Below are 18,229 nucleotides of genomic sequence, written 5' to 3'. Positions count from 1 at the left end.
TCGCTCAGGTCCCGGGCGCCGTGGTGCCGGCTTCCAAATCCAGCAGACGCCGGGCCAGGCGGAGCAGCCGAAAGAGCTTGACCAACGCCGTGTCGCTCAAGCGCCTTGCGCCGCTGCCATGGCCTTGGCTCTGGCCGTGCAACAGGATCGGCAGGTCGGCGGCGAGCCGCGCGCCGTCCACGCCCGCTTCGGCGACGGGCTGACCCGTCAGGGAAGTGAGGAGCGTCAGCACCGCGCGGCCGAGCGGCGACGGGGCTTGGCCGCGGGCGCGGCACGCAAACCCGATGCCATCGGCGCGGTCCTCGATGCACTCGTCCAGGCCTGCCTCCCCGGCGATCTCGCGCGCGAACTGCGCGATGTGGATGCGCAGCCGATCGGGCGTGTCCAGGCCGGCGTCGATGTACCAGACATCGGAGATCGGATAGAGTCCGCCGGCTTGCACCGGGATGGACTGCAACACGCTCGCCGAGAAGTCGGGCGGCAGCGCATCGCCCAACTGGTCGGCGACCATGCGCTGGATCGACTGCAGCCGTTCGGTCGTCGGTGCCGGCGAGACGATGTGCTCACGAAGCAGATCGCTCGGTGCAGCCGCCGGGCTTCCCGTGGCCGCTTCGCCAGCCGCCGTGTCGTCGTGGCGCAAGGTGGGCTCGGACGCCGGAGGGCTGGCGGGTGGAGGACCGGCCGCCGCTGCAGGCGTGGCGATGGACGATGCTGCGCCCGGCGGAGTCGGCGTGCCGGCGGTGGGCGAAGGCAACGCCGGCTGCGCCGCAGGTGGCGTCGGGTCACTGACCAGCGCCCGGTGGCGGCTTTCCGATTCGGTCAGGTCCAGCGCCAACACGTCGTAGCCGACGCCCAGCAGCTCGGACATCTGGCCGATCAGCTCGTCCTGCACGCGCTGCGGCGCGAACTCGTCGCCCTGCGTATCGAACTGCGCCAGCACCTCCTGAAAGAAGCTGTCGAAGTCCAGCGGCAGCGTGCGGTCCTTGGCATAGTGCTCCCAGGTGCGCTTGCAGGCCGTGCGCATGACCGACAGCCGCTCGACCTGGTGGCGCCCAAGGCCGCCATAAAGCACAGTAGGAATGGCGGGCAGCAGGTAGCGCACCGCGTCGGCCATGCGGGTGATGTGCGACCGCCGGACGGGGAAGCCATCGGCCGCCAGGCGGCGGGCCAGTTCCGACTGGCTCAGGGCGGCGCCGCTCTCCTGCTCGTAGAACTCGCGTGCCTTCTCGACGCCGAGCGCGCGCTCGATGAACGTGAGGCCACCGCGCAGTTCGTTCTCGGCAAGATGCCCGGTCAGCGCGACGATTTCACCGCGCTCCGGCCATGGCCGAAACAGGCACGATATGCGGAAGAAGCGTTCGTCCTTGGTCTCCGACCAGAGTTCGCGCAGGATCGCCAGCCGCGTGTTGCCGCCGTTGCGGATGATGTAGTGGTCCTCGCCGGGCCGGCGCGTGATGGCCGGCGCCGCGTCCAGGCCGCGCTCGCGGATGGACGCCTTGATTTCCTCGTAAGCCGGGTTGCGCTTCATGCGCGGGTCATGGTCGTAGGGCCGCAACTGGTCCAGCGTCACGACCATGGGCGTGTCCGCGATCGGATCGGTCAAGGCCGCGGCCGCTGGTCCGCTGCGCTCGAAGCCGGCCGCGAGCAGCTTGCCGGCCATGTCCTGCGAGGTCATGTCAGCCATGGCCGCGCCCCTCGCAATCCCCAAGACCGCCGGCCGGCGCCATGCGAGCCTCTCGCTCGGCGCGGCGGATCTGCGCACGGGCGTTCAATTCGGCCCGGTGGTCGCTCGCTGTCGAACTGGTGTAGATCGCCGCGCAGCCGGCCTTGGTGAACTTGAGGTGCCCGCCCGGCGTGCGCTTGACGTGCCAGCCTTCACCGACCGCGAACTCGATCAGGGCGCGCAGCCGCTTGTGGCCGCGGGCCAGCTCATGTGCGTTCGCCATGGGGCCTCCCAGGATCAAGAGGTCGCTGCGGGCGGCCGGATACTTGAGCCAGTCGGTCCTGCCATTGCGGGAACAACTCGCTGGCGAGCGCGCGCATCGTGTCGAGCGCGGCAGGGGCGACTCTGCCGGGCGGCTGGCGGTGCTCGACCCGATGCACTGGCAGGCCGCGCGTTGCGGCGCGTGGATACGCTTCTATGGCCGGCACGTCGGTGGCGAGCACGCGGATGCCGGCGCTGTCCTGGAACAGGTCGCGCAAGGCCTGCTGGATCAGCCGTGCGTTGGCGGACACCGGGTGGACGCGGTTGATGAGCAAGTGCAGCGGCGGCGGTTCGATGCCCAGGTGCCGGTACGGCGCAATGTCTTCGAGCAACTGCATGGTGCCGCGCCGCAACTCGCGGGCCGCGAGAATTTCCGGCGTGACAGGCGACAGCGCAAGGTTGGAAGCGAGCACCGCCATTTCCAGCAACACCGAGCGCGCGCCCTGGGTGTCGATCAGCACCAGGTCGTAGAGGGGAACAAGAGCCGGCAGCAGATGCCGCAGCCGCAGGCGCCCGTCCGGCGCGTGCAGCAGCAAGGTGTTCAGCTCGCCCCGGTGGTCATTGGAGAGCACCAGGTCCAGGCCCGCGACAACCGTGCGGGACACGAGCTGGCTGAGGTCGCGCTCGTTGAAGGCCAACAGCTCATAGATGCCGCCCGGCGCACGCTGGGTCAGCTCGTAGTAGGAGGACAAGGTGGGCTGCACATCGAGATCGAGCAGCAGCACGCGCAGGCCCGCGTCCGCGGCGAGCCCGCCTAGGTTGGCGGCCGTCGTGGTCTTGCCGACGCCGCCCTTCGTTGAAATGATGGACACGACCTGCATGGCGCTCTCCGGCTGGGAATGGGAAGTCCGCGGGAGAGCGGGTCAGGTCCGGTGGTTGAGGCGCTCGGCGATCCACTGGTCGATTTCGATCGAATCCCAGCCGACGGCGCGCACGCCCAGGCGCAGCGCCTGGGGGAACTGGCGCTTCTTCATCAGGTTGTAGATGTGGGCGCGTTTGAAGCCGGACTTCGCTTCGACCTCATCGAGGCGCAGGATGCGGCGCTCGTTCGGCGGGAGTACAGGTGTCTGCGACATGGCGGTCACTCCTGAACGCTCGGTGGCGTTTGTTGGCGTGACCTCTATTCAATAGACATGGCTGCGGAAAGACATTGCAAATGCAATCTCCGCGATTGCACATACAAGCTGGAAAACCTCATTCACTTGCACTACGGACGTACTTCCTGGCGTTGGCGAATTTGCCGTTCAAGGTTCGCTCCGTGATGCCCATGGTGCCGCCGTAGTGGGCGACCAATGCCGAGACAAGTGCCTCCTGTGTTTTGAAGCTGGAATAAGGCACACCCGAAGGGGACTGGCCCAGCATCAGCGTCAGCATCCCGCCGATGATGTTGAGATAGGTCGTCTCCGCCCGCTCGCTGATCTCGCATTGCTTGGAGGCCAGCAGCGCAGTGGACTGCTTGAGCAAGGTGTCGCGCTGCTCCTGCAATTCCTGCATCTGGCGCCGGGCATGATCCAGCGCGGCCTGAAGGGCCAGCCGCTCGACCAGGATCGCCTGTCCGGTTTCCATTGTGATGAAGGGGTGCGCCATGCGTTCGCCACGGCTGAACAGGAATCCTGGCCGGTGCTCGGGATAGTGGGTGCGCATCCAGCGTTTCAGATCGACATGTCGAACGGTCAAGTCTGGCGACTGCAGCAGCTTCGGGTCATTGAGCGTGATCCCGTTCTGGCCGTAAGGCAGATCCCCATTGAGGATGCCGTCATAGATGCGCTCCGAGTACAGCCGGCACTCATTCCACCTCGGGCAATTCAGCGATGGAGGCAGGAAGCGCGGTGATGCGATCGTGGCCAGGATCATCGGCAGGTACCGCAGCAATCCGGCCCATCGGATGGCTGCTTCGATGGGACGATAGAACACCTTTGATGTTGGAATGTCCTTGTTCATGTCTTCGTCTCCTTTCGGAAGCGCTACATCACCGGCTCCTTTCTTGCCCTGCCAAGGGCTGTTGTGTCGTTATGGCCTGCGGCGGTTGCCTGGGACGATGCCCTGACAGTAGGCGGGCGAGATGATTGGCATCCGCCGCAGGTGGCCTCGTCTTGCTCGATGTGCAAGAATCGATCAGGTGCCGGCCCATCGAGCGATGAGGACGCAGGCTCGATATTGGCGCTCACGGTACCAGCGTCATGGGTGGCGCAAAGCCCATCAAGACCGATTCGGTATGGTGTGATAGCCCAGCGGTTTCACCGGGCGCGCGAGGGGCGTTCCCGGCACCTGATGCCCAGGTGGACATGGAAGAAGGCCGGGTGCGTCATGCTCCGTTCGGCATCCTGATATATCGACATAGCATCCTGCAGTGAAGCGCTGCGATGGTTCAGTCTCGACCTGCGAATCCAGGGGCATCGGTGCTAGGCAACAGGACAATTGGCATTTGAGGACCGCGATTCGGCAACTAGCGCAGAGCGGATGAGCGCGAACTTGCGGGAAAACGTCGGAAAGCCCTTAGACACCATGTCCCTCGGTCTTTGTCCGTTGATTCAATAAATGTTGTATTATCGAATCATGAACGAGACCCAAGCCGTTTCCGCCCTCGGCGCCCTGGCCCACACCCAGCGCCTGCGGGTTTTCCGCGCCCTGGTGGTCGCCGGCCCCGAGGGGCTGACGCCCAGCGTCCTGGCCGACCAGCTCGACGTGGCCCGCAACTCTTTGTCCTTCCACCTGAAGGAACTGGCCCATGCGGGCCTGGTCACCATCGAGCAGCAGGGCCGCAATCTGATCTACCGCGCCGACTTCACCCAGATGAACGGCCTGCTCGGCTACCTGACCGAGCACTGCTGCCAAGGCAGCACGTGCGAGGTCAGTGATTCCTCCTCCGCCTGTACTTCCTGCTGAAAGGATCTCCCCATGAAGCGCTTCCACGTCCACCTGCACGTCGATGACCTGAACCGCAGCATCGGCTTCTATTCCCAGTTGTTCGCCGCGCAACCGGCGCGCGTCGAAGGCGACTACGCCAAGTGGATGCTCGAAGATCCGCCGGTCAACTTCGCCATCTCCACGCGAGGCGACAAGCCGGGCATCGACCACCTGGGCATCCAGACCGACGATGCCGAGGAACTGGCTGTGCTGAAGGTGCGAGCCGAAGCGGCCGACATGGCACTGCTGGACGAAGGCGCTACCACCTGCTGCTACGCGCGCAGCGAGAAGCACTGGATCACCGATCCGCAGGGCGTGGCCTGGGAGCACTTCCACACGCTGGGCAGCATCCCGGTCTTTAACGAAGCGGAGCCTGCAGCGGGTGCCACCGCAGCGTGCTGTACCCCGGCGCGCGGCAAGCCGGTAGGCGTTGCGGTGAAGCCGGCTTCCTCCTGCTGCTGATGTGAGATACCCATGACCACCGACAAGACCTACAACGCCCTGTTCATCTGCACGGGCAATTCGGCCCGCTCCATCCTGGCCGAAGGCATCCTCAATGAATTGGGCCAGGGGCGCTTTCGCGCCTATTCGGCAGGCAGCCACCCCAAGGGCGAAGTTCACCCACTGGCGCTTGCCACGCTGGAACGGCTGCACATGCCGACCGCCGGCTACCGCAGCAAGAACTGGGACGAATTCGCGGCGCCCGGTGCGCCCCTGTTGGATTTCATCTTTACGGTGTGCGACAACGCCGCTGGCGAGGTCTGCCCCGTGTGGCCGGGACGGCCAATGTCGGCGCATTGGGGTGTTCCTGACCCCGCGGCCGTCGAAGGCACCGACGAGCAGAAGCGCAAGGCGTTCACGGATGCGGCGCTGACGCTGCGCCGGCGCATTGAGCTGTTCCTGTCGCTGCCATTGCAGCGGCTCGATGCCATGTCGCTGAAGCACGAGCTGCGCAGCATTGGTACGAAGTGAGGTTGGTGCGATGAGTGTTGGATCCCAAACGGCCGGCCGTGCGCCGGCCACCTCCACCATGAGCGTCTTCGAGCGCTACCTGAGCGTGTGGGTGCTGCTGTGCATCGTCGCCGGTATCGCGCTCGGCCAGTTCGCGCCGGGCGTGTTCCAGGCCATCGGCCGCATGGAGATCGCCCAGGTCAACCTGCCGGTCGGCCTGCTGATCTGGATCATGATCATCCCGATGCTGTTGAAGGTGGACTTCGGCGCGCTCGGCCAGGTCAAGCAGCACTGGCGCGGCATCGGCGTAACCCTGTTCGTGAACTGGGCGGTCAAGCCCTTCTCGATGGCGCTGCTGGCCTGGATCTTCATCCGCCAGGTCTTCGCGCAGTGGCTGCCCGCCGACCAGCTCGACAGCTACGTTGCCGGCCTCATCCTGCTGGCCGCCGCACCTTGCACAGCCATGGTGTTCGTCTGGAGCCGGCTGACCGGGGGCGATCCGGTGTTCACGCTGTCGCAGGTCGCGCTGAACGACACCATCATGGTGTTCGCCTTCGCGCCCATCGTCGGCCTGCTGCTGGGCCTGTCGTCCATCACGGTGCCGTGGGCCACGCTGCTGGTATCGGTCGGCCTGTACATCGTGATTCCAGTCATCCTGGCTCAGCTCTGGCGCCGCGCGCTGCTGAGCAAGGGCCAAGCCGCCTTCGACCGGGCGCTGGAGCGCATCGGCCCGCTGTCGATCGCGGCGCTGCTGCTCACGCTGGTGCTGCTGTTCGCCTTCCAGGGCGAGGCCATCATCCGCCAGCCGCTGGTGATCGCCATGTTGGCCGTGCCGATCCTGATCCAGGTGTTCTTCAATTCCGGCCTGGCTTACTGGCTCAACCGCAAGGCGGGCGAGCAGCACAGCATCGCTTGTCCTTCGGCGCTGATCGGCGCCAGCAACTTCTTCGAGCTGGCCGTGGCCGCCGCCATCAGCCTGTTCGGCTTCCAGTCCGGCGCTGCGCTGGCTACCGTGGTCGGTGTGCTGATCGAGGTGCCAGTGATGCTGCTGGTCGTTCGGATCGTCAACCAAAGCAAGGGCTGGTATGAGTGCGGCCCGAACCCTACCCGCAGATAACCAAGACATTCCTCATGAGCAATATCACCATTTACCACAACCCCGCCTGCGGCACGTCGCGCAACGTGCTGGCTCTGATCCGCAACAGCGGCGAAGAGCCCACGGTCATCGAGTACCTGAAGACGCCGCCTGATAGCGAAACGTTGCAACATCTGATCGCGGACATGGGCGTGCCCGTGCGCGCGGTATTGCGCGAGAAAGGCACACCCTATGCCGAACTCGGCCTCGATGACCCGAAGTGGAGCGACGAACAGTTGATCGACTTCATGCTCCAGCACCCCATCCTCATCAACCGGCCCATCGTGGTCACGCCGCTGGGCACGCGCCTGTGCCGCCCGTCAGAGACCGTGCTGGACATCCTGCCGCAGCCGCAGCGCGGCGCGTTCAATAAGGAAGATGGCAAAGCCGTCGTGGACGCGCAGGGCCGCAGGGTCTGAACTCCGCCCGCGCAATCGACGGGCCGATCTGAATCGACCACTCTCAGGCCTGTGCCAGTTGATCACTCCATGGCCGCCCGCTTTTGACCATGGCATTCATGATGATCAGCAGCTTGCGCATGCAGGCCACGATGGCAACCTTCTTCGGCTTACCTGCCGCCAGCAGGCGCTCGTAGCAACGCCGTATCACGGCGTTGTGACGCATGGCGACGATGGCCGCCATATACAGCGCACTCCTGACCGTGGCGCGCCCGCCGCAGATGATGCGTTTGCCGCGGGCCTGGCGTTCACTGACCAGCAGGCGCACCAGTTGCCGACGCCGAAGCACCAGCGCATACAGGTATTGCTGAGCCTGGTCTGGCATCGGCTTGATGAAGCGGTCTCGATCCGGCCGCAGATTCAGCACCTGGGCCAGTTCAGCCAGCACGCGAGCATCCACGCTGTCGGTCTTGACCAAGCGCCCCATGGCCTTGGCGAAGTCCCGCGCCTGCCGAGGGTTGATGACGACGACAGCGAATCCCGCAGCCTGGAGTGCGCAGGCACAGGCCAGTTGGTACTGCCCGGACATGCTGCGGCCAACCCCGAACCCTGACAGACCCGGACGTGACGGCACTGCCGAACACGCATTTCAAAAATACAAGGGATTGAAGCCGAATGTCGATCCGTCTGGATCTATCACACGAATCGACGCTTACAACGACCGGTTTGTCCCAGTCGTTGAGCGCAACGATTCCAGTGCGCCGCAATCACCGATGCAGATACCCCCGGCACAAATGCTGCGAATAGCGTGAAGTTGCTTGCGCAGCGCCGTCAGTTCGACGATCCGCTGCTCGACCAAGCGCAGGTGAGCGTCCAGCAGGTCGTTGACCTCATCGCAGGGCCTATGCGGCTCATTCTGCAACTGGATCAAGACCCGAATCTCGGCGTGCGACATGTCCAGTGAGCGACACCGCATGATGAAGGCGAGCCTGTCGGCGTGCTGGTCGCCGTAGTTTCGATAGTTATTGATTGCACGCGAGGGTGCTTGCAGCAGCCCTTCGGCTTCATAGAAGCGGATGGTCGGGACGGGGCAGCCTGCTAGCGCCGCCAGCGCACCAATTTTCATATGGGTTTCCTTCTCTCTTTGACCTCGGTAGTAGGATTGACTCTATACCTACTTGAGGGTTTCTAATGCAGCCGATGAGCACATGTCAAAGTAGTAACTGCACCAGCAGTTGAATCGCCCCGGGTTTTGCGGAGGCTCCTACTCTTGAGAGAATGCGAGCCATGAGCAAGAACAACGCGAACAAGTTTTCCCCGGAAGTGCGCGAGCGCGCCGTGCGCCTGGTGCAGGAGTCCCGCAGCGAGTACCCGTCGCTGTGGGTGGCGGTCGAGTCCATCGCGCCTAAGATCGGCTGCTCGGCGCAGACGCTGCTGACCTGGGTCAAGCGCCACGAAGTCGACAGCGGGCAGCGCGAAGGCGTCACCACCAGCGAGCGAGAACGCATCAAGACCCTGGAGCGTGAGGTTCGTGAACTGCGCCGGGCCAACGACATCCTGCGCACGGCCAGCGCTTTTTTCGCGCAGGCGGAGCTCGACCGCAAACTGAAGTCGTAAACACCTACATCGACCGGCACCGGGAGGTTTACGGGGTCGAGCCGATCTGCAAGGTGTTGCAGGTTGCCTCGTCGGCCTATCGGCGCCATGCTGCGCGGCTGCGCGATCCGGCGCGGCGCAGCGACCGTGCCCGCCGCGACGAACGGCTCATGCCACACGTCCAGCGAGTCTGGCAGGAGAACTATCGCGTCTACGGCGCCGACAAGGTCTGGCGGCAGTTGAACCGCGAAGGCGTGAGGGTGGCCCGTTGTACGGTCGAACGGCTGATGCGCGCTCAGGGCCTGCAAGGCGTGCGGCGCGGCAAGCGGCTGCGAACGACCATCGCTGATGATGCGGCCAGCCGTCCAGTGGATCGGGTCAACCGGCAGTTCCGGGCCGATCGCCCCAATCAGCTCTGGGTCTCGGACTTCACCTACGTCTCGACCTGGCAGGGTTGGCTGTACGTGGCCTTCGTCATCGACGTCTACGCCCGGCGCATCGTCGGCTGGCGAGTGAGCAAGTCGATGACGACGGACTTCGTGCTTGATGCGCTGGAGCAGGCTCTATATGCCCGTCAGCCCGGCAACGATGGTTCTCTAACCCATCACTCCGACAGAGGGTCGCAATACGTCAGTATCCGCTATAGCGAGCGCCTGGCCGAAGCGGGCATCGAGCCGTCCGTGGGTAGCCGTGGTGACAGTTACGACAACGCCTTGGCCGAGACCATCAACGGCTTGTACAAGGCTGAACTAATTCACCGTCGCGCACCCTGGAAAACCAGGGAATCTGTCGAGCTGGCAACCTTGGAATGGGTTGCCTGGTTCAACCATCAACGCCTGCACTCATCCATCGGCTATATCCCGCCGGCTGAGGCTGAGGCAAACTACTACAACCAACTCGGCACATCCGCCGGTGAGGCCGTTTTACTTTAACCAAACAGCCTCCGCGAAAACCGGGGCGATTCAAGTTGTAGTTCGCAGGCACCGGTTGAGCAGGTTTCCGTGGCCTCCCCCTTGCGCGTCAGCACGTTCGACGTTCCCAAAATGGACTGCCCCTCCGAGGAAAACCTCATTCGGATGGCCTTGGGCAGTCTTCCTGGTGTAGGCGCAATGGCGTTCGACCTGGCCGGTCGGCAATTGCGGGTTTCTCACTCCGGTGAGGCCGAACGGATCACCGAAAAGTTATTGTCCCTGAACCTTGGCGCAGTCCTCATGGAAACCGCTCCGATCACGAGCGGCGTTGCCAGAAGAACGCGCTTAGCCATTCCAAAGATGGATTGCCCTTCTGAGGAGAACCTCATCCGCCTGGCGTTGGCGGATGCGTTGGGGCTCGGACCCCTTACGTTCGACCTCAAGACCCGCGAACTGACCGTGGTTCACGAAGGAGAACCGGCCGACGTGTTGGCCCGTCTTGTCCCACTGGACCTTGGCGCGCATGTGCTGGAAAGCATTGAGAATGTCGAGGTGGAAACGGTCAAGCCCGATTCCGAAGGCGACGCCGCAGAGGCCAGGACGCTGAAACTTCTGCTTGGGATCAACGGTGCGATGTTTGTTTTCGAGATGATCGTGGGCCTGGTTGCTCAATCCACGGGCCTCATTGCGGACTCGCTTGACATGTTCGCGGACGCCGCAGTCTATGGGCTTGCGCTTTACGCCGTAGGCCGCACAGCGGCCCTCAAGTTGAAGGCCGCGCACATCGCCGGTTGGCTTCAGGTCGTGCTCGCGCTTGGGGCATTGTCGGAGGTGATTCGGCGAGCCTTGTTCGGGAGCGAGCCACGTTCCATGCTCATGATGGGCATGGGATTGGTTGCATTGGTCGCTAACGTCTCATGCTTGGTGCTCATCGCCAAGAAGCGCGACCGGGGCGCCCATATGACAGCAAGCTATATCTTCTCGGCCAACGATGTTATTGCCAATGCTGGCGTGATTGCCGCTGGTGCGCTGGTTGTCTGGACGAACTCGCCATACCCGGATCTGGTGATAGGCGCGCTCATCGGTCTGGTGGTACTCAACGGTGCTCGCCGCATCCTGAGACTCAATTAGGCCGATTGGGCACGGCCCATCGAAACGCAGGCTTGTAGGCTATGCCCAAAGCATCGCGCACTGAGCGATGCCGTCAACACCGTCGAATGAGCCACCGCGAAAGCGCAGCGTTCCGATTCGCTGTTGGCCTTGAACACCCGGGCGCGGCCACTGCCGCGCCCGGATTTGCGTTTCACCGCGCCCAGGTCGGAACGGCCTGGGCGCGGTGCTGATCGTGGTTATTCCTTTGTCTCGATGATCCACCACACGGCGCGCGGCAAGGCGCGGCCCGTGATGGGATGAACGTCGGTGAGGTCGGCGCGAGCTGACCAGCCCAAGGGCGGGCGGTAGCCGCGCACGTCGTCATCGCCGTGCCAGCGGCGGGCGCGCACCGTGCTGGGGGCGTAGCTGTCAAGGGCAATTCAATTTTCCCCCCGTGCAATCTAAATTTCCCCACCCGGTTGAGAACCGTCGTTGTCGTGTGACCGGATGAGGCCGGCCTTGAGCTTGTCCTTGAGGCGATAGGAGTTGCCTCGGATGTTCAGGGTCACGGCGTGATGAAGCAGCCGATCGAGGATGGCGGTTGCGATCACGCGGTCGCCGAACACCTCGCCCCAGGCGGCGAAGCTCTGGTTGCTGGTCAGGATCATGGGACCGCGCTCGTATCGTCGCCTGCCCATCGACGCGCCGTGTCGACATCGACGAAGCCTCCCACGGGGAACTCCGGCCGGTACTTGGCCGTGCGGAACAGGCTCTCGACGAAGGCGTTGTCGTCGCTCACGCGGGGTCGCGAGTATGAGGGTTTGACTCCCAGCCAGTTGAGCATCGCCAGCACCGTGGTGGCTTTGAGCGTGGCGCCGTTGTCACCGTGCAGCACGGGCTTGCTCGCCCTGGCGGCAATGCCCTCGGCCAGCGCCGTGCGGCGCACCAGTTGAGCGGCGTGCGCGGAGTCGTCGCTGTCGTGCACCTCCCAGCCCACGATCTTGCGGCTGTACAGGTCCAGGATCAGGTACAGGTGGAACCACTGGCCGATGACGCAGGCCGGCAGATACGTCATATCCCAGCACCACACCTGAGCCGGCGCCGTGGCAATGTGCGTGCTCGGCGGTCTCACTGGCCGTGGTGGCTTGGCACGGCCTCGGCGCACAGCTTGTCCTCGTCCTCGGCTTTGAGTGCAGCATCCACGGCTTCGGCCAGTTCGTGCAGCTTGGCTTGCAGCTTCTCGATGCGCTGCGCTTCGCGCTTGTTGGGCTCGCGGCGCTCCCTCGGCGCACGCTGGAAAGCGTGCAGGTCGGCATGGGTCACGCCCGGCGTGGCATCCACCCATGCCCAACCCTCGGCGCGGACAGTGGCGGCGATGCTCGCCAGTTTCTCCTGCACCAGCCGTTCCAGCAGCGCGGCATCGGTCAGATACACGCCCGCGTCACCCTCCGCGAACAGGTCACGGCGCACGCCACCGCCTGCGGCCTCGTAGCTGTCCAGGCCGACGAAGCGCACCAGCGGATGGCGGTAAGCGTCGATTTCGCGCTCGGTGAGGCGTTCGCGCAAGTGCGAGGGGTGGCGCTGCCACTGCGGGGCATCGTAGAACGCGCTTTCCTGCGCGGCGTGGTCGTCTGTGATGGCAAGGGCCATCAACTGGTCAAGACTCACGGCATCGGCGCGATAGTCGGCCATGAGGCGGGGCGAGACGTTCGCCAGCTTCAAGCGGCGCTGCACCACCAGTGGCGTGACGCTGAAATCCGCCGCAATGTCCTCGATGGGCCGGCCTTCGGCCACCAGTGCGGCGAAGGCCTCGAACTGGTCTGCCGGGTGCATGGCTTAGGTCACGTTGGCAATTGTCCTCCTTGACTCCAATCCACAGATAGCAACAGCCATCTGATCAATTGCGCGCCGAGTTGATCGCCCCGCTCTGTCCCCAACGGGGAATCAAGCGTATGTAGATCAGCTCGCTCAACAGCTCGACGAGAGTCTGAGTCACGATGACTGCCGGCAAGACAGGAATTGCCCCCGGCACCGCAAGCGCCAATGGCAAGACGACGAGCGAATTACGAGTCCCAGCGCTGAAGGCCACAGCGCGTCCTGCCGCGGCTTCGGCGCCGAATACTCGCGCAATCATCCATCCAAGGACAGGAGCCGCGATCGCGAAGGCAACATAGACCGGCAACACCTGCAGTGCGGCATCGGTCGCAGATCCCAACTGCGGCACTACTGATGCGATGACGATGAAGAGAACCAGCGCGGTTGCCGGAACCGGCAGGAGCCCCAGCACCGTTGCGACGCTGGCTCCGAATGGGTGCGCACCGCCCACGCCTGCGTAGCGCCGGCCAACAGAAGCGGCAGAGCAATCAGCCACGCGAAGGCGTGCATGAACGGCCCGAACTGAACTAGGCCTACTGCCTCCTTCCCCAGCAGGACCCAAAGATAGCCGGGCAGCAACAACATCTGCAGGATGAGCAGGACCGGCGTGGCGGCCAGCAGCAGACGCGCGTCGGCACGCCCCAAGTGAGAGAAGGTCACGACATAGTCGATACAGGGCGTGAGCAGCACAAGCAAGACGCCCAGTTGCACCATCGGATCGACGGGAAGGAGACGAGCCAACACCGCGACCAACACCGGGATGGCCACGAAGTTCGTCACCAGCAACGCGACGAGGAAACGCCCCTGCCGCAACGCATGACCCAGTTCCGCCAGCGGCACCTGCAGGAACGTCACATACAGCATCAGCGCCAGCGCCGGGTTCACCGCAGTCTCCAGGGCTGAAGTCCCCGGCATGGCGAGCGCCACCGCTGCCGCAACAGCAACGCTGAAGAAGTAGATGACGACCTGCCGGCTCTCCAGAAGCTCCCGCATCGAGGCCGCGCTCACCCGCAGCACCGACTCGAGCGAACTTCGGCCGGGTCAAGGGGTTGTGGCCCGGGACCCGTGCCCAGGTCTCGCAGGATCGTGCACCGCGGCGCAGGCCCGCCTGCACATTGCTCCGTGCAGGCAGTGACGAACTTGCTCAAGCTGCGTTCGAGCGCCTGCAACTCCGCCAACTTGCTGCGCACTGCGTCCAGATGGACCTGCGCGATGTCCCGCGCCTCCACGCAGTCGCGCTCCTTGCTCGACACCAGTGAGATCAGCGCCTTGGTGTCCTCCACCGAGAAGCCGAAGTCCCGGCAGTGTCGGATGAGCGTGAGCAGTTCCTCGGCATCGGCACCGTACACGCGATGGCCGCTGGGGCGCCGCTGGGCCTCGGGGATCAGGCCGATTTCCTCGTAGTAGCGGATCGCCGAGACATTTAGCCCGGTGCGCGTCGCCAGCGCACCAATGGTCAAAGAGGAGTGTTCCGTAGGGCTATTCATTCAAAGGCCTTGCATCTCAAGTTACTTGAGGTTCTAGAGTCCAGTTTACCGTTTTTCAACGCAAGGACAATTCATGAAACGCCCTCTCTTAGCGGTCTTTGGCCTCGCCGGCGCCTGCGCCGCGTGCTGTGCCATTCCCCTGGCCTTGCCAGTGCTCGCCGGCCTCTCAGCCACAGGCCTCACGGCCTTCGACTGGCAAGGCCTGCTCGGCACAGATAACCGGGTTGTCGCCATTGGCGTGGGGGTCGCCACCACCGCGTTGGCGACGGCGGCTTTCTGGCTGGTGCGCAGGCGCCGGACTTCTACGTGCGCAAGCCCAGCGAGCCCGGCGCTGCCGAAGGCCGAGGCAGCGTGTGGCTGCGGCTGTGGGCCGCGAGGCGGGGTGAGCCAGTGAACGGCCACAACGCTCTGGCTCAAGCAGCAGACACCTGCCTGCTCTCCCGCCGCATCCTCCAACAGCGCCTGACTCGGATTCAACGGTTGGCAGATCAGCATCTGCTGGGTCAAGAGCAGGACGGCCTGTCGCTTCGATTGCGGTACGCCACGGCGGCCGAGGCGGAATTGACGGACCTGGTTAGCGCAGAAAGGGATTGCTGTGGCTTCCTCGACTTCCGGCTTCGCCCTGGCCCGCACGATGTCGAACTCACGATCACCGCTGCAGACGACCAGGACACATTCACGCAAACGCTGTTCGACCATTTTCGTGGCGCGGCGCCGATGAAGAGCGGCTGCGGCGCAGCCTCCTGCGGCTGCGCTTGACCCGCCCCAGATTCACACAGTTAACGCAAAGGTCATTCATGCAAGTCCTTCGCCGCCTTGCGGCGTCCCTCGCGTTTCTTATTCCCGCGCTGGCCACCGCCTTCGCCATGGCCGAAGGCGCCGCCGTCCAGACCAAAGAGGTTCGCGCGGAACTGCAGGCTTACGCACCCGAAGGCATCGCGCCCGGCAAGCCTGCCTGGCTCGGCCTCTCGCTGACGCACAGCAAGGATTGGCACACCTACTGGAAGAACCCCGGGGACTCCGGCCTCGCCACCTACTTGCGCTGGCGCCTGGCCGGGAGGAAGCGGCGCGTATTCTGCGTGCGCTCGGTGGCGAGACGCGCATGTTCAACCCATCTGGCCTGCCACTGGTGGATGACGCGCCCGCCGACCATCCCAAGGTCAAGGAATTGCATGAACTGGCGCAGTGGGCCGAGGGCATGGTGTGGAGTTCGCCCGAGCGCCACGCCATGACTGGCCTGATGAAGACCCAAATCGACTGGATTCCGCTGTCCGTCGGCGCGGTGCGCCCGACCCAAGGCAAGACGCTGGCGGTGATGCAGGTCTCGGGCGGCTCACAGTCCTTCAATGCCGTGAACCAGATGCGCGTGCTGGGCCGCTGGATGCGCATGCTGACCATCCCCAACCAATCCTCTGTCGCCAAGGCTTGGCAAGAGTTCGACAAAGCCGGGCCCATGATGCCTTCGGCCTACTATGACCGCATCGTGGACGTGATGGAGGAATTGATGAAGTTCACGCTGCTCACGCGCGATGCGGCGCCGTACCTCGTGGATCGCTACAGCGAGCGTAAGGAGAGCGCCGAGGCTCTGAGCCGGCGCATCCAGCAGGCGGTGATCTGATAGCCAATGCGTCTCGCTCGCGAGATGGCCTTAGCTTGCGAGCCAAGGACTTCGTTCCGCCCGACCGCTTCGGAGGCTGCTGCGATAGGGGAAACAAGCGGTCGATAGACTTCGATGGAAATTACTGGACAGCGATTGTTGTCGAGGGGCCAGAATGAGGCTATAATTAAGGTCTTCGCTGGTTACCACAGTGAAGAAAGTGATTGGGAAACAGAGACTTAGCGCTCTAGTGCATGACTCGTCTCCCGCTCCAGGTTCAGCATGCAGGCACCGGACATCCAGTTGCCGGCAGCAAAAAAGCTCCAGCACTGGGGCTTTTTTTATTGGGCAAACCGAAGTCGGGTGGGCCGCAAACATACTCAGCGCATCTGGAATGCTGGCGGCTACCTTCAAACTGGCAACCCGGACACCAGACACGAGCGCTCCAATTCCTGTACAATGGCGGGCTTGGCAGAACACGCCCCTGGCGCAATGGCAGAGTGGTTATGCAGCGGATTGCAAATCCGTGTACGTCGGTTCGATTCCGGCTTGCGCCTCCAGCAAAGACAAGGCTCTCAGCGATGGGGGCCTTTTCTTTTTTGCCTCGGGTGTGGGGAAAATCTGCCATTCGACCTACCGGAACCTTGCTGCCCCTGCGGCCCAGGCTTGATAAAGCCATTCGTTTTCGTCATGACTGATGGCACCATCTCTCTGGCCGCCTAGCCGATGCGCACTATCAGAATCCTCCCCGGAGTCCGCTAAGCACGGGTATTCTTACTCTTTCCGAATCTGGGCGTACAAAAATGCCAACATTTCTGGGAGTCGACAAAGACGGATGGGAGATTGTTAGCGCTGTAGCCAATTGTCTCGGGGTGCTTGCTACTTTTTCGGCAGTGTTAGCCTCTTTGTGGCTCGCTAGGCGTCCCGACCGGCTAGACCTGAAGGGACGTGCGGGGATCAGGATAATCGTGACGCCCGGCGTACGGCAGCATCAGGAAATGCTCATGCTCGAGGTAATAAACACCGGGCGCCGTCCTGCAAAGGTCACGTTCATCGGATGGGAGTACGTGACCGGTTGGCGACGTAAAAAGAACTTCGTCCAGATGACCGATCAGGCCGATGGTTTGTCCAGCTCACTGCCCGTTGTGCTTGACGATGGGGCAGAGGCTCGGTGGTGCCATCCATTTGAACAGTGGGCTTCGATGGTGGAGAAGTTCACTGGCACCGAAAATTCCGCTAATTTCGAAAGACTGAACTTCGTTTTTGGCACATCCGTTGGCCAGCAATATAAAGTTCGTGTAGAGAAGTCGCTATCCGATCGGCTGCAAAAAATTTGGGAAAGTAAGCGGAAGGGCGATAATTAAGTTCCTAGCCAGGATGATTGGCATGTGCAGCCACTACCAAGGCATCAAAAAGCGCGAGCAGCTGGAGAAGTACTTCCGCACCCGGGGCATTCCTCTGCCGCCAAACTGGGACATGTGGCCGCGCCGCCTTGGGGAGTTCGTCAGAAGACCGCCCGAATGGGATTCCGGGGATGAGGCCGTCCCAGAGCGGGAGGTGGAGATCGGGCGCTGGGGGTTGATTTCGGGCATGACGCGCCCAGAAGGCTTGGCCAGGGCTGAGAAACTGTCGACGTTCAACGCCAGGTCAGAAACCGCCGCCAAGTCCTTCACGTTCGGCAACGCTTGGCGCCGCGGGCAGCACTGCATCGTGCCGGCCGAGGCGATCTACGAGCCCGACCGGCGCTCCGGTAAGGTCGTGCCCACGCGCTTCGCCCGGGCCGACGGCGCGCCGCTGGGCATCGCCGGCCTGTGGGACCGCTACAAGGATGCCGCCGGCAACTGGCAGATCAGCTACACCATGCTGACCATCAACGCCGACGCGCACCCGCTGTTCAAGGAATACCACCGCACCGGCGAAGAGAAGCGAATGGTGGTCATCCTGCCCGATGGCGCCTACGGCGACTGGTTGACGGCCGGCCCTGATGAATCCCGGGATTTCCTGGTGCCCTACCCGGCCGACGCGCTGGTGGCGACCCCGGAGCCGAAGTAGCCCTATCCCTTCGGTTGCTGGTCAAACAGCGCCACTGCGCCCTGGAATGAGGCGCGAGTGCCAACCAGGCGGCCGACGCCTTCGCGGGTGTGCCAAAGTTCGTGGCGGTAGCCGCCATCTACCCATACCCTGCAAATCGTCCAGCCTGGCGCGCCGGCCCAGTAAAAATCGTCGCCCTGCCGCCACTCGGTCGATGCACTATCCATCGGCGCCACCCCAGACAATGTGATTTCCATCGGAATCT

Annotated in this window: 20 protein-coding genes, 1 tRNA gene, 5 pseudogenes and 1 other annotated feature; of the genes and pseudogenes, 12 read left to right on the top strand and 14 right to left on the bottom strand. The window is 63.6% G+C overall.

Annotated features, from left to right (window positions below):
* Positions 1-4 precede the first annotated feature (4 nt).
* The 5 genes from BPET_RS05245 to BPET_RS05225 all read right to left on the bottom strand — a co-directional run bounded on the left by BPET_RS05245 (position 5) and on the right by BPET_RS05225 (position 3,925).
* Positions 5-1,684 carry a ParB family protein gene (locus BPET_RS05245; RefSeq protein WP_012248042.1) on the bottom strand — a complete coding sequence of 560 codons (1,680 nt, stop codon included), beginning with the start codon at positions 1,682-1,684 and terminating at the stop codon, positions 5-7.
* On the bottom strand, positions 1,677-1,946 hold the full coding sequence (locus BPET_RS05240) for a hypothetical protein (protein ID WP_012248041.1): 270 nt from the start codon (positions 1,944-1,946) through the stop codon (positions 1,677-1,679). Before BPET_RS05240 ends, BPET_RS05245 begins: the two co-directional genes overlap by 8 nt.
* Complete coding sequence (locus BPET_RS05235) at positions 1,930-2,805, bottom strand: ParA family protein (RefSeq protein ID WP_012248040.1); 876 nt, start codon at positions 2,803-2,805, stop codon at positions 1,930-1,932. Before BPET_RS05235 ends, BPET_RS05240 begins: the two co-directional genes overlap by 17 nt.
* Before the next feature lie 42 nt (positions 2,806-2,847).
* The gene (locus BPET_RS05230) at positions 2,848-3,060 is read right to left on the bottom strand and encodes an AlpA family transcriptional regulator (RefSeq protein ID WP_003090093.1); all 213 of its coding nucleotides are present in this window, start codon (positions 3,058-3,060) and stop codon (positions 2,848-2,850) included.
* Positions 3,061-3,178: 118 nt separating this feature from the next.
* Complete coding sequence (locus tag BPET_RS05225) at positions 3,179-3,925, bottom strand: hypothetical protein (RefSeq protein ID WP_012248039.1); 747 nt, start codon at positions 3,923-3,925, stop codon at positions 3,179-3,181.
* A 615-nt stretch (positions 3,926-4,540) separates the two neighbouring features.
* Here BPET_RS05225 and BPET_RS05220 point away from each other — a divergent pair.
* The 5 genes from BPET_RS05220 to arsC are packed head-to-tail and all read left to right on the top strand — an operon-like array spanning position 4,541 to position 7,396.
* The gene (locus tag BPET_RS05220; RefSeq protein WP_041863555.1) at positions 4,541-4,870 is read left to right on the top strand and encodes an ArsR/SmtB family transcription factor; all 330 of its coding nucleotides are present in this window, start codon (positions 4,541-4,543) and stop codon (positions 4,868-4,870) included.
* Positions 4,871-4,882: 12 nt separating this feature from the next.
* Entirely contained in the window at positions 4,883-5,353 is a 471-nt protein-coding gene (locus BPET_RS05215) for an ArsI/CadI family heavy metal resistance metalloenzyme (RefSeq protein ID WP_012248037.1), read from the top strand.
* A 12-nt stretch (positions 5,354-5,365) separates the two neighbouring features.
* A complete protein-coding gene (locus tag BPET_RS05210; protein WP_012248036.1) occupies positions 5,366-5,863 on the top strand; it encodes an arsenate reductase ArsC in 498 nt (165 codons plus the stop codon).
* 10 nt (positions 5,864-5,873) lie between these two features.
* Positions 5,874-6,959 (top strand): ACR3 family arsenite efflux transporter, encoded by a 1,086-nt coding sequence (gene arsB / locus BPET_RS05205; protein WP_012248035.1) that lies wholly within the window; start codon positions 5,874-5,876, stop codon positions 6,957-6,959.
* Positions 6,960-6,973: 14 nt separating this feature from the next.
* A complete protein-coding gene (gene arsC / locus BPET_RS05200; RefSeq protein WP_041862728.1) occupies positions 6,974-7,396 on the top strand; it encodes an arsenate reductase (glutaredoxin) in 423 nt (140 codons plus the stop codon).
* Between the two features lie 43 nt (positions 7,397-7,439).
* Here arsC and BPET_RS05195 read toward each other — a convergent pair.
* A pseudogene (locus tag BPET_RS05195) lies at positions 7,440-7,961 on the bottom strand (IS110 family transposase); the annotation flags it as partial.
* Between the two features lie 126 nt (positions 7,962-8,087).
* Positions 8,088-8,501, bottom strand: coding sequence for a Cd(II)/Pb(II)-responsive transcriptional regulator (gene cadR, locus BPET_RS05190; RefSeq protein WP_012248032.1), 414 nt, complete (start codon positions 8,499-8,501; stop codon positions 8,088-8,090).
* A 152-nt stretch (positions 8,502-8,653) separates the two neighbouring features.
* Between cadR and BPET_RS05180 the strand changes: the two genes are divergently transcribed.
* Both BPET_RS05180 and BPET_RS05175 read left to right on the top strand, forming a co-directional pair.
* A protein-coding gene (locus tag BPET_RS05180; RefSeq protein WP_085970202.1) for an IS3 family transposase occupies positions 8,654-9,903 on the top strand; the annotation gives its coding sequence in 2 pieces (ribosomal slippage) (positions 8,654-8,948 and positions 8,948-9,903; 1,251 coding nt in all).
* Positions 8,947-9,063: a sequence feature (AL1L pseudoknot), on the top strand. (Overlaps the previous gene by 117 nt.)
* A 69-nt stretch (positions 9,904-9,972) precedes the next feature.
* Positions 9,973-11,013, top strand: a complete 1,041-nt coding sequence (locus tag BPET_RS05175; protein ID WP_012248029.1) for a cation transporter — start codon at positions 9,973-9,975, stop codon at positions 11,011-11,013.
* Between the two features lie 218 nt (positions 11,014-11,231).
* On the opposite strand, the gene BPET_RS05170 is transcribed toward BPET_RS05175, so the two are convergent.
* The 6 genes and pseudogenes from BPET_RS05170 to BPET_RS05145 all read right to left on the bottom strand — a co-directional run bounded on the left by BPET_RS05170 (position 11,232) and on the right by BPET_RS05145 (position 14,336).
* Complete coding sequence (locus BPET_RS05170; RefSeq protein ID WP_041862725.1) at positions 11,232-11,414, bottom strand: anaphase-promoting complex subunit 10 family protein; 183 nt, start codon at positions 11,412-11,414, stop codon at positions 11,232-11,234.
* A 21-nt stretch (positions 11,415-11,435) separates the two neighbouring features.
* Positions 11,436-11,663 (bottom strand): annotated as a pseudogene (locus BPET_RS05165) (ATP-binding protein); the annotation flags it as partial.
* A pseudogene (locus tag BPET_RS05160) lies at positions 11,660-12,157 on the bottom strand (transposase); the annotation flags it as partial. The pseudogenes BPET_RS05160 and BPET_RS05165, both read right to left, overlap by 4 nt.
* Positions 12,142-12,810: pseudogene (locus tag BPET_RS05155) on the bottom strand (ParB/RepB/Spo0J family partition protein); the annotation flags it as partial. The pseudogenes BPET_RS05155 and BPET_RS05160, both read right to left, overlap by 16 nt.
* A 61-nt stretch (positions 12,811-12,871) precedes the next feature.
* A pseudogene (locus BPET_RS05150) lies at positions 12,872-13,842 on the bottom strand (arsenic resistance protein).
* Positions 13,843-13,853: 11 nt separating this feature from the next.
* A complete protein-coding gene (locus tag BPET_RS05145; RefSeq protein WP_012248023.1) occupies positions 13,854-14,336 on the bottom strand; it encodes a MerR family transcriptional regulator in 483 nt (160 codons plus the stop codon).
* A 306-nt stretch (positions 14,337-14,642) separates the two neighbouring features.
* Here BPET_RS05145 and BPET_RS26890 point away from each other — a divergent pair, with 306 nt between their 5' ends.
* The 5 genes from BPET_RS26890 (at position 14,643) to BPET_RS05110 (ending at position 17,985) form a co-directional block, all read left to right on the top strand.
* The gene (locus BPET_RS26890) at positions 14,643-15,095 is read left to right on the top strand and encodes a hypothetical protein (RefSeq protein ID WP_012248022.1); all 453 of its coding nucleotides are present in this window, start codon (positions 14,643-14,645) and stop codon (positions 15,093-15,095) included.
* A 196-nt stretch (positions 15,096-15,291) separates the two neighbouring features.
* Positions 15,292-15,954: an arsenical resistance protein ArsH gene (gene arsH / locus BPET_RS05125; protein ID WP_407921181.1), complete on the top strand. Its 663-nt coding sequence runs from the start codon at positions 15,292-15,294 to the stop codon at positions 15,952-15,954.
* Between the two features lie 465 nt (positions 15,955-16,419).
* Positions 16,420-16,493 (top strand) — tRNA-Cys (locus tag BPET_RS05120).
* A 444-nt stretch (positions 16,494-16,937) separates the two neighbouring features.
* Positions 16,938-17,297, top strand: a complete 360-nt coding sequence (locus BPET_RS05115; RefSeq protein ID WP_041862721.1) for a hypothetical protein — start codon at positions 16,938-16,940, stop codon at positions 17,295-17,297.
* A 22-nt stretch (positions 17,298-17,319) separates the two neighbouring features.
* Positions 17,320-17,985, top strand: coding sequence for an SOS response-associated peptidase (locus tag BPET_RS05110; RefSeq protein WP_012248019.1), 666 nt, complete (start codon positions 17,320-17,322; stop codon positions 17,983-17,985).
* 2 nt (positions 17,986-17,987) lie between these two features.
* Here BPET_RS05110 and BPET_RS05105 read toward each other — a convergent pair whose 3' ends face one another.
* The gene (locus BPET_RS05105) at positions 17,988-18,221 is read right to left on the bottom strand and encodes a hypothetical protein (protein WP_231852656.1); all 234 of its coding nucleotides are present in this window, start codon (positions 18,219-18,221) and stop codon (positions 17,988-17,990) included.
* Between the last annotated feature and the right edge of the window lie 8 nt (positions 18,222-18,229).

Origin of the sequence: Bordetella petrii (genome assembly GCF_000067205.1) — a bacterium.
Taxonomy (GTDB): domain Bacteria; phylum Pseudomonadota; class Gammaproteobacteria; order Burkholderiales; family Burkholderiaceae_B; genus Bordetella_A; species Bordetella_A petrii.
The sequence above is the reverse complement of the archived record's forward strand: the minus strand, read 5'-3'. Positions and strand labels throughout refer to the sequence as shown.